An 11,004-nucleotide genomic window follows, 5' to 3' on the forward strand; every position below is an offset into this window, starting at 1 on the left:
CTGGCCGCGCTGCAATCGTTGATCTCGCGCTTAAGTGGCAGAAAGGATGAGGAAATCCCGAAAGAGAAAGGGGTGTGCATTCCGAACGGATTTATCAGGGATGAGGGTATAACGCACAGGGAAAAAGTAACGTTCAGTTATAAAACTGATGATTTTGTATTCGGTGTGTTTACAAATAATACCTATGCAGGTTCAAGTGATACCCTGTTTAATCGCAGTGATGAAATTGAAAAGTTTCTTAGCTTAGACAACCAATACACGATAAAAAAATATAAGCTTTCATCGGGTGGCATACTCTCACAGGCCTGGTTGTCAGGCGGAACGCAAACCATCAGCAACTCAGAGGCAGGAGGAAATATCATTACTCCTTCCTATGATTTTACTCTTTATGCTAATGAAGCCGATGCCACACCAGCCAGACCCTGGTTAACCATGGGTATAGCCAATGAAGGATCGAAAACGCGCTACAGCGAAGCGCAGATGATAGAAATCTGGGACCGGCTGGTTAATTCATTACGCTATAAATAGCAGGCGGTAAGGTTTTTAAGGTGCGCTATTTTCCATGAGAGGTGTGATAAATATTATGGTTATTGTGTCTTAGTGAAACATGTCTGACAACTTGCGATTTTATCTTTCATGAGCGTAGAGATTATATTTGCTTTTATGATTTCGGAATTCAACTAATCGCATTGCCTCCTTGTTGCCTGAAGGGTATGTAAGACAGGTGATGGAGCCTTTTTTTGGATTGAAATTGATTTGCCGTTTACGCCTTTTAAATAAGGTAACCTAATGAGCGAAGGGTATTTTTTGAGAATCGGTGATAGCAGCACCTGTGGTGGGAAGATCCTCACGGGTGATATGACTTTTTTATGGGATGGCATTGCTGCTGCAAGAGAAGGAGACAGGGTTACATGTGGTAAATATCCCGGTATATATAAAATAGTGATGGGTGTTGGGGAGGTGCTTGATGAAGGGGGTAAATTAGCTGGCTCATTTGAAAGTTTCAGTTCCTGTCCATGCTGTGCACGATTTATCCCTTCTGTTCAGGACTGTTATTGTAAATGAACAGGCCAGTTAGATGAAGCATATGAATATTTTATTGAACAGGTAAGGAGTGCTGTCGGGAAGTTTGTTTTTTCAGACAAGGATAAAAGAATAAAGGGGTGATCTTAGATATTGACCCCTGCATCATTCACCTGATGGCTGACAAGCATCTTGCGGTCTGATTGAAATTGTTGATGTGACAGAAAGATAACTTTTTTTTCGCATTGTGAATTTAACAGCAAAGTGGGGGTATTTATATTATGGCGTGGCCTTTACCTGACATACCAGACAGGCAACCATTACCCAGACCAAAATTCTGGTTATGGATTGTTGTATTGATCTTTATGTTAACCACCGGAATCTGTTCCAGCTTATGGATCTGGAAAGCAACAGAATACTTTGACGTGTTGTTATATGGCCTACTGCCTGCCTTTTTACTTTGGCTTTGCTTGTTTGGTACGGTGATTAATCGCTATGAACAGTCCGCTGCTGCCAGCTTAAGCTGGGATGATGAAAAAGAGCGGACTAAAGCTGAGTGGCAGCGTTGGAGTCGTCGGCAACTTGCAGTGGTCGGGAATGTGTTGTTTTCCCCTGAAGAAAAAGGGATGGAGGTGCTGCTGGGAGAATTTAATAATGTCCCTGCATACCCTGTAAAAGCCCGTCCGCTATTCGGCTACCGGTATGACTATTCTACATTAATGAGTGATGCAGACCTGAAGCTTGAGCAACAACATCCACATTATCGTTATTCGCTGCACTCTATTTACGTTTTCCAGGCTGCCGGGAAATTCGACAAAAAGAGCAATGAAGCCATTTTTCAACAATGGGATTTGGTTCCTGTCATCTTTAACTCCATCGAACCTGTCCAGTCCCTCTTTGATTCAAATACCACGGATGGGTTGATTCTGCTGATCTGTTTGCAGGACTGGCCGGTAGCTGCACAAGGAGAAGCCAGCGAGTTTGTCTCAGCCCAGCTGATCGCCTCACCTGCTTTTGCCCTTCAGCAGGCGATGCCGGTGATGGCCGGACTGACTCGGATGATGCCGCTGGAGCCGGGAAAACTCACCAGCGATCTGGATATGTTTTTTACTTATCAATTGCATGACAAACGAAAGCCTGAATACATTTGGCTCTCTGGTAATTCAGAAGAAACGGCTGCGGAAATTGTGAAATATGCCGCAGATAACCAGTGGGTATTACCAGAAGGCAGGCCATTACACTCTGTTGACTTTTCCTTTGGTCCACCAGGAGAGATGGCTTTACCACTTTCCTTAGTTATGATGGTTGCAGCCGCGAAGAAAACCGGCAGGGACCAGCTTCTTATCTGTCAGACGCCACAAAAAACAGGGGCGCTCTGTCTTATTACCCGGGAGCTTTACGCATGAAGGAACATTTAAGAAGGATTAGTGCGCGCTATGGGGTATGGGGGTACTTCCTCCTGCTTACTGGCCTGGCCGCGATAAGTTTTTTATTGTTGTATGTCAATCAGGATGCACTAACAATTAAGGGAATATCACCTCATACAGTTTGGACCGTGTGGGGCGGGGTATTTTCCATTTTACTTTTAGGGTTGATTGTTTCACCACCGTGGTGGGATTGGAAACAAAGAAAAAACCAGGCAGTTTTCAAACCACAAATCGCTGGCGAAGCGATCAAATCTACATCTGCCAACACCTCCGAAAGAAATCGGTATTTTGATCCGCTTAAAAAACACCTCCGCACCCGCTACCACCCGTTCTGGCGCTACAAAGTGCGTCTGCTGCTGGTGGTCGGTGATGACGCCGCCCGCGAAGCCCTGCTTCCCGGCCTGCAGGAAAATCAGTGGCTGGAAGGGGCGCGCACCGTGCTGATTGATGGCGGCACTCTTAGCGCCGCGCCGGATGCTGAAAAATTTGCCGCGCTGCGCAGGCTGCGTCGTGGCCGTCCGCTGGACGGCGTTATCCGCGTGCTGGCCAGCGGGCAGAGCCTGACCCCGCAGCAGAGCGATCGCGATCTGCGCGCGCTGGAAGCGCTCGGCACGCTGCTGGGTTACCAGCCGCCGGTGTGGCTGTGGCAGCTGTGCAGCAGCGACTGGTCGCAGGCCGGACGCGCTGAGCAGGCGGTGGGGGCGACGTTTCCGCCGCGTGCGCAGCCGCAGGATATCACCTTACAGCTCAACGGCCTGCTGCTGCCGCTGCGCGAGCTGGGCATGGCGCAGATTGCGCAGAATCAGTCGCATGATTTTTTGCTGCGCCTCGGGCAGCGGCTTGAGCAGGGCGGGTGCGGGCGCTGGCAGACCCGGCTGACGCCGTGGCTGTACGCCGCACAGCAGCGTATTTTCCTGCGCGGCCTGATGTTCAGCCTGGCGGAGAACGGCGCGGCGGCATCCTCTGACGGTGCGCTGCCGCGCCATGCCCTGACGCTGCCCGCCAGCTGGCAGGGAGTGGTGAACGACTGCATCCGGCTGCGCGGCCGCCGCATTGGTATGCCCTGGCAGCAGACGCTGGCCTGGGGGCTGATGACCCTTATCGGCGCGTGGGGCGCGGGGCTGCTGCTCTCCTTTGCGCTCAACCGCCAGCAGATTGTCAGCGTGGCGCAGAAAGCCCGCGCCCTGGTGCAGACGCCAGAGGTGTCAGACCGGCAGCTGACCGGCCTGCATGCGCTGCGTAACGAGGCCGGGCGGCTCAGGCGCTGGCATCATAACGGCGCGCCCTGGTATCAGCGCTTTGGACTTGACCATCATGAACAGCTGCTGGCGGCGATGATGCCGTGGTACGGCGTGGCGAATAACCGCCTGCTGCGCGACCCGGCCAGCGCCGCGCTGCAGCAGCAGCTGACCACACTGGCGGCGCTGCCGCCAGGCAGTCCGCTGCGTGCGGAACGGGCAAAGTCTGCCTACGACCAGCTGAAGGCCTGGCTGATGATGGCGCGCCCGGATAAGGCTGACGGTGCGTTCTATGCGCAGGTGATGAAGAAGGTGCAGCCGGAGCGCGCGGGCATCTCCCCCGGCCTGTGGCAGAGCCTGACGCCGGACCTGTGGGCGTTTTACATCAGCGAGCTGCCGTACCAGCCGCAGTGGAAAATCACCCCGGATCCGCAGCGGGTCAGCCAGAGCCGCCAGGTGCTGCTGCTGCAGATTGGGCAGCGCAATGCCGAAAGCACCCTGTATGAGAACATGTTGAAGTCGGTGCGCCGCAATTTTGCCGACGTCACGCTGGAGGAGATGACCGGCGGCACTGACGCCCGCAGGCTGTTCACTACGCAGGAAGTGGTGCCCGGCATGTTTACCCGCCAGGCGTGGGAAGGCGGCGTGCAGCAGGCGATAGACAACGCGGCGAGGTCGCGCCGCGATGAGATTGACTGGGTGCTGAGCGACAGCCGCCAGAGCATCAAAGCCAGCCTGTCGCCGGAAGCACTGAAGGAACGCCTGACGCAGCGTTATTTCACCGACTTTGCCGGCAGCTGGCTTAACTTCCTTAACAGCCTGCGTCTGACCCCGGCAGCCAGCATTGCCGCCGTCACCGACCAGCTGACGCTGATGAGCGACGTGCGCCAGTCGCCGCTGATTGCGCTGATGAATACCCTGGTGTGGCAGGGAGAGACCGGGCAGCAGAGTGAAGCGCTGTCGGACTCGCTGATCAAATCGGCGAAGGCGCTGGCAGGCAGCAGCAAAAAACCGCTTATCGACCCGCGCGCCGCCGGTCCTCAGGGGCCGCTTGACGCGACCTTTGGGCCGCTGCTGGCGCTGACGGGCCGTAACAAAACCGCCAGCGCCCTTGCGGGCGATGACAGCCTGAGCCTGCAGACGTACCTGACGCGCATCACCCGCGTGCGCCTGCGCCTGCAGCAGGTGGCGGCCAGCCCGGATCCGCAGGAGAGGATGCAGACCCTGGCGCAGACGGTGTTTAAGGGCAAAAGCGTCGACCTGACCGACACCCGCCAGTACGGCAGCCTGATGGCCGCCAGCCTCGGCGAGGAGTGGAGCGGCTTCGGCCAGACGCTGTTCGTCCGGCCGCTGACCCGGGCGTGGGAGACGGTGCTGCAGCCGTCTGCCGCCAGCCTGAACGACAAATGGGCGCGATCGGTGGTGGCGCTGTGGCACGGCGCGTTTGACGGGCGCTACCCGTTTGCCGCCAGCAATAATGACGCCTCGCTGCCGATGCTGGCCGAATTTATCCGCCGCGATAGCGGGCGCATTGAGCGCTTCCTGAACGCGGAGCTGGGCGGCGTGCTGCATAAAGAAGGCAGCCGGTGGGTGCCGGACCTCACCAGCAGTCAGGGGCTGACCTTTAATCCGGCGTTCCTGAAGGCGGTGGACCAGCTGAGCCAGTTGTCGGACGTGCTGTTCACCGATGGCAGCCAGGGCATCAGCTTTGAGCTGCAGGCGCGGCCGGTGCCTGGCGTGGTGCAGACGCAGCTGACCATCGACGGCCAGCAGCTCAAGTATTTCAACCAGATGGCGCAGTGGCAGACCTTCCGCTGGCCGGGGGACACCTTTAAACCGGGGACGATGCTGACCTGGAGCACCGCGCGCGCCGGGGCGCGGCTGTTTGGCGACTGGAACGGCAGCTGGGGCTTAATTCGCTGGCTGGAGCAGGGCACACGTCAGCAGCTTGACCGCAGCCGGTGGATGATGCGCTTCAGCGCCCCGGATGGCAGCACTCTGCAGTGGGTGCTGCGCTCGCAGCTGGGCAGCGGCCCGCTACAGCTGCTGCAGCTGCGTAACTTTCAGCTGCCGCCGGAAATATTCAGCGTGGATGCCGCGCAGGCGGCCCGGGTATTGTCGGGCAACGATAATGAGATACCCGCCACGGATGGAGGATCTGAATGACAACCTTACAAAACTTAGTCACCGCCTGCCGCGCTGTTGAGCGGCTTTACCTCCCCAGATGTGACACGTGCTGCGTTCCTGTTTCGTCTAACCCCATGATGCACCACTTACTCAGGTCTTATTAAATATGGACGACTTAACCCTGCGTTATTACGATGCTGAAATGCGCTACCTGCTTGAAGCCGGTGAAGAGTTTGCCCGCGCCCACCCGGATCGGGCGGCAGCGCTGAATCTGGATAAATCGGGCGCGCGCGACCCGTTCGTTGAGCGCCTGTTCGAAGGCTTTGCCTTTATGATGGGCCGCCTGCGCGAGAAGCTGGACGACGACCTGCCGGAGCTGACGGAAGGGCTGGTCACGCTGCTGTGGCCGCACTACCTGCGCACCATTCCGTCGATGTCGGTGGTGGAATTCAGCCCGGACTGGCGCGAAATGAAAGAACCGATGCCTCTCGCAAAAGGGTTTGAAGTGCTCTCGCGCCCGATTGGCGAGAAGGCGACCCGCTGTCGCTATACCACCACCCGGGAAATCAGCCTGCAACCGCTGGCGCTGGAGCAGGCCACACTCTCCACCGACCCGGACGGCCGTTCGGTGGTGCGCCTGCGCTTTATCTGCAGCAGCCTGGCCGACTGGAGCCGCGCGGATCTAAGCCTGATCCCGTTCTACTTCAATGCCGATGCACCGCTGGCCTGTGCGATGCATGAAGCGTTCACCTTAAATACCGCCGGCATCTGGCTACGCCTGCCGGGGGACCCGGATCGCCGCCCGCTGGATGCGCGCTTTACCGCTCTCGGCTTTGCTGAAGATGACCGGCTGTGGCCCAAAGGCGACAGCAGCTTCAGCGGTTATCAGCTGCTGCTGGAGTATTTCACCTTCCGCGAGAAGTTTATGTTCACCGGCCTGCGCGGGCTGGAGAGCGTATCGCTGCCTGCCGGATTACCCTGGTTTGAAATCGACGTGGTGCTGGCGCAGCGCTGGGAGCACGACTTCACCTTCAACGGTAAGCACCTGCGGCTGCACTGCGCGCCGGTGGTTAACCTTTTTCCGCTGGAGTCCGATCCGCTGACGCTGAACTCGCTGCAGACGGAATATCTGCTGCGTCCGATGCGCGTGGAGGACGGGCATACCGAAATTTATTCCGTTGATGCGGTGAGCTCCTCCGGCAATCACAGCTGGGTGCCGTTCTCCAGCTTTCGCCACAAGGGCGGCATGATGCGCCACGAGGCACCGGAATATTACTACCATACCCGCGTGCGGCGCGGGGCCTCCGGGCTGCATAACACCTGGCTGATCCCCGGTGGTGAAGCCTTTGATAATCATACGGTGCCGGGCGACGAGAGCCTGTCGCTGACGCTGACCGGCACTAACGGCCAGCTGCCGCGCCGCGCCCTGCAAAGCACGCTGCTGGATACCGCGACAAAAACCAGCCCGAGCCGCGTCACGGTGCGCAACCTCTGCGCACCGACGCTGCCCTGTTATCCGCCGAACCGTGACCGCTTCCACTGGCGCGTGCTCAGCCACCTTGGCAGCAACTTCCTGTCAATGATGGACAATGCCGACGTGCTGCGCGGCACCCTGGCGCTGTACGAGTGGACCGACAGCGAGATGAACCGCCGTCGTCTTGAAGCGATCCTCAATGTCAGCCACAGCGAAACCGAGCGTTTTGAGCAGGGCTACCTGCTGCGCGGCGTACAGATTGAAGTGACGCTCGACGGCCACGGCTTTGCCGGGCATGGCGATATCTGCCTGTTCGGCGAGATGCTCAGCCACTTTTTTGCCCTGTATACCGATATCTATCTGTTTAATCGCCTGATTATCATCCTGCAACCCACCGGAGAGCGCCTGGAATGGCAAGAGAAACACAACCGCCGTATTCCCGGCTGAGTCCGCGCATGGAAGCGGAGCTGACGCGGATGAATTTTTACCGCTTCTGCCAGCTGCTGGAAAAACAGCACCCTGACCGGCCGCCGCTCGGCAGCACCAGCCACCCGCAGGACGATGCGGTGCGCCTCACGCCGTGGCCGGGGATGGGCTTTCCCGCCAGCGAGCTGAAAAGCGTTGAATACAGCGGGGACGACGCCACGGAAGCCCCGAAAGTGCGCACCACCTTTATGGGGATGTACGGGGTCGACTCGCCGCTGCCGACGGCTTACCTCAACGACATCAGCCAGCGGCGGGAAGGGCACGAGGCGCTGCAGGCTTTTCTCGATATCTTCAGCCATCGCATCCTGACGCAGTTTTACCGCATCTGGCGGAAATACTCTTATCCGGCCACCTTCGAGCGTGGCGGCACGGACAGCATCTCCCGGTCGCTGCTCGGGCTGGTCGGCCTGGGTATTCCCGGTACCGCCAGCCATATCGCCACGCCGGTGTCGCGCTTTCTGGCGCTGCTGGGCGTGCTGCGCCAGCCGGCGAAAACCCAGGAGGGCGTGCAGGCACTGGTGCGCCTGCTGGCCCCGGAGACGCGGGCGCGGGTCAGCCCGTACTGCCTGCGCCCGGTTGCCATCAGCCGGCCGACCGGTTTTTACGGCGATGAAGATTTTTTGCTGGATGGCAGCACGCCGCTGGGCGATGAAGTGATGGAGACCAGCAGCCAGCTGCTGATTGAGCTGATCACCGACAGCGAAAGTGAAGCGCAGGGCTGGATGCCGGACGGCCAGCTGTATCAGGACTTTATGATCATGCTGCGGGTGTATCTCGGCTGGCGCTTTAAAGCAACAATCCGCCTGACCGTCAGCACCGCGCTGCTGGCGGTGGTGCCCCTCGGCGATGCCCCGTTCCGGCTGGGGATGAGCGGCGTGCTGGGCGTGGAAGGGAAAAACGTCCCGGCCGACGTTCCACAGACGTTTACCACGGAGCCGGGCAGCTATCGCGGCCTGCAACCGACCCCATACGTAAAAGGAAATCAGCGTGTTAACTATCTCTTTGACTAACTTTGCCCGCTGGCTGTTGCCGTTGCTGGCCGTGACCCTGAACGGCTGTGGGCTGACGCAGAGCGTCGCCGATGGCACCCGATCTGCCGTGTCCGCCGTGTTCTGTAAAAAAATCAAGGTGCTGCACCTCGATTTTATCGCCCGTGAAGCGCTGAATACCGACACGCGTGAAAGCCATACCCGCCCGCAGTCCGTGGTAATACGTGTTTATCAGCTTAAAGATCGCAGGGCCTTTGACAGGCTGGTTTACCCGCAGCTGGCGACCGGCGGCGATACGCTGTTGGCTGAGGATCTGCCCGCCAGCCGTGACGTGGTGCTGACACCCGGCGGTGCGGTCAGCCTGAATATGCCGATGGAGCCGCAGGCACGGTTCGTGGCGGTGGTGGGGCTGTTCCGCCAGCCGGATCTGACAGACAACGGCTGGAAGCAGGTGCTGGATCGCGAAGCGCTGGACCCTGACACCGCGCGCGTGCTCGAAGCGAGTGAAAACAGCCTGACCCTGTTGCCGCTTAAGGATCGGTAATGCCGCCGTGGTCAGCCTTTTTTGTGCTCAACGCTGGCGCATTCTGGAGTGTTAAATGCTGTCTTTTATCTCCGGATGCAGCATAAAGATCGGCCTCAGGCTGCCGATAACAGCGGCGGGAGCCCGCTAATCAGGATGGGCCATGTCTTCTCATTCAGGCAATAAGGAACCGCATGTTTAAGCGTATGAAGGTTGTCACCACACTGATTCTGGTATTGGTGTTTTTTGGTGCTTTGCAGTTAATCACCGGTGGGCTGTTTTTCCAGGCCCTGAAGGGCGATAAAGACAATTTTGCCGTGTCGCAGCAGCTGCGGCTGCAGCAGTCGGCGCTGAACGAATCCTGGGTGGCGCTGATTCAGGCGCGTAACACCCTTAACCGTGCCGGTATCCGCTATATGCTCGATGCCAACAATATGGGCAGCGGCAGCACCGTGGCCGAGCTGGTGACGATGGCTCAGGGTCAGCTGAAAGAGGCGGATAAAAACTTCACGGATTGGAACGGGCTGCTGAGCGAGCAGGGGAAGAGCGCCGAAAACGTGCTGGCGATCCAGCAGAACTATAAAATCTTCAGCGGCGCGCTGAACGAGCTGATCGCGCTGATGAACGCCGGCAAGATCAACGAGTTCTTCGACCAGCCGACCACCGGCTATCAGGACGGTTTTGCTAAGGCGCTGCGCAGCTGGCTGGATCGCAACGATGCCCAGGCGGCGGCCGGGGCCGAACACAACCTCGAATCCTATCATCAGGCGATCTGGGTGCTGGCCGGCGTGCTGCTGGTGTCGCTGCTGGCGATTGCCATGGTATGGCGCGGCATCCGTCATATTCTGCTGACGCCGCTGAACGCCAGCATTGCCCATATTCGCCGCATCGCCAGCGGCGATCTGACCCAGCCGATCCCGGTTGAGGGCCGCAATGAGATGGCCCAGCTGGCCGCCAGCCTGGAGCATATGCAGCAGGAGCTGGTGAAAACCGTCAGCGTGGTGCGCGACGGGTCGGACGCCATCTACACCGGCGCCAGCGAAATCGCCGCCGGTAATAACGACCTGTCGGCGCGTACCGAACAGCAGGCCGCCTCGCTGGAGCAGACCGCCGCCAGCATGGAGCAGCTGACAGCCACCGTAAAGCAGAACGCCGATAACGCCCGCCAGGCGTCGGTGCTGGCGAAAAACGCCTCGGAAACCGCGCAGAAGGGCGGCCGGGTGGTGGACGGCGTGGTGAAGACCATGAACGACATCGCCGGCAGCTCGAAGAAGATCGCCGATATCACCAGCGTGATCGACGGTATCGCCTTCCAGACCAACATTCTGGCGCTGAACGCGGCGGTGGAAGCGGCGCGCGCCGGCGAGCAGGGCCGTGGTTTTGCGGTGGTGGCCGGCGAAGTGCGTAACCTGGCGCAGCGCAGCGCCCAGGCGGCGAAAGAGATTAAGGGGCTGATCGAAGACTCGGTGGCGCGCGTGGATACCGGCTCGGTGCTGGTGGAGAGCGCGGGTGAAACCATGAATGATATCGTCAACGCGGTGACCCGCGTCACCGATATTATGGGCGAGATCGCTTCGGCCTCCGACGAGCAGAGCCGCGGCATCGACCAGGTGGGCACCGCGGTGACCGAGATGGACCGCGTAACCCAGCAGAACGCCTCGCTGGTGGAGGAGTCCGCCTCTGCCGCGGCGTCGCTGGAAGACCAGGCCAGCCGCCT

Annotated in this window: 8 protein-coding genes; all 8 read left to right on the top strand. The window is 58.7% G+C overall.

Going from position 1 to position 11,004, the window contains the following annotated elements; genetic code table 11:
• Positions 1 to 528, top strand: a 528-nt coding sequence (locus NV64_RS20675) for a T6SS immunity protein Tli4 family protein (RefSeq protein ID WP_255410338.1), incomplete at its 5' end; no start/stop codon positions are given.
• A 261-nt stretch (positions 529 to 789) separates the two neighbouring features.
• Complete coding sequence (locus NV64_RS20680) at positions 790 to 1,065, top strand: PAAR domain-containing protein (RefSeq protein WP_101506667.1); 276 nt, start codon at positions 790 to 792, stop codon at positions 1,063 to 1,065.
• 323 nt (positions 1,066 to 1,388) lie between these two features.
• Complete coding sequence (locus tag NV64_RS20685; RefSeq protein WP_233209059.1) at positions 1,389 to 2,429, top strand: hypothetical protein; 1,041 nt, start codon at positions 1,389 to 1,391, stop codon at positions 2,427 to 2,429.
• Positions 2,426 to 5,854, top strand: coding sequence for an ImcF-related family protein (locus tag NV64_RS20690; protein WP_101506669.1), 3,429 nt, complete (start codon positions 2,426 to 2,428; stop codon positions 5,852 to 5,854). Before NV64_RS20685 ends, NV64_RS20690 begins: the two co-directional genes overlap by 4 nt.
• Positions 5,855 to 5,981: 127 nt before the next feature.
• Positions 5,982 to 7,736, top strand: a complete 1,755-nt coding sequence (gene tssF / locus NV64_RS20695; RefSeq protein WP_101506670.1) for a type VI secretion system baseplate subunit TssF — start codon at positions 5,982 to 5,984, stop codon at positions 7,734 to 7,736.
• Complete coding sequence (tssG, locus tag NV64_RS20700) at positions 7,700 to 8,785, top strand: type VI secretion system baseplate subunit TssG (protein WP_101506671.1); 1,086 nt, start codon at positions 7,700 to 7,702, stop codon at positions 8,783 to 8,785. Before tssF ends, tssG begins: the two co-directional genes overlap by 37 nt.
• A complete protein-coding gene (gene tssJ, locus NV64_RS20705; protein WP_101506672.1) occupies positions 8,763 to 9,308 on the top strand; it encodes a type VI secretion system lipoprotein TssJ in 546 nt (181 codons plus the stop codon). Before tssG ends, tssJ begins: the two co-directional genes overlap by 23 nt.
• A 173-nt stretch (positions 9,309 to 9,481) precedes the next feature.
• Positions 9,482 to 11,004, top strand: a 1,523-nt coding sequence (locus tag NV64_RS20710) for a methyl-accepting chemotaxis protein (RefSeq protein ID WP_101506676.1), incomplete at its 3' end; no start/stop codon positions are given.

This window comes from Erwinia sp. B116 (assembly GCF_002865965.1).
GTDB lineage: Bacteria > Pseudomonadota > Gammaproteobacteria > Enterobacterales > Enterobacteriaceae > Erwinia.

Bases quoted from the DNA above. Each gene is read 5' to 3' on its own strand.
- NV64_RS20680 (WP_101506667.1), top strand. From the start codon at position 790: ATGAGCGAAGGGTATTTTTTGAGAATCGGTGATAGCAGCACCTGTGGT.
- NV64_RS20685 (WP_233209059.1), top strand. From the start codon at position 1,389: ATGTTAACCACCGGAATCTGTTCCAGCTTATGGATCTGGAAAGCAACA.
- NV64_RS20690 (WP_101506669.1), top strand. From the start codon at position 2,426: ATGAAGGAACATTTAAGAAGGATTAGTGCGCGCTATGGGGTATGGGGG.
- tssF (WP_101506670.1), top strand. From the start codon at position 5,982: ATGGACGACTTAACCCTGCGTTATTACGATGCTGAAATGCGCTACCTG.
- tssG (WP_101506671.1), top strand. From the start codon at position 7,700: ATGGCAAGAGAAACACAACCGCCGTATTCCCGGCTGAGTCCGCGCATG.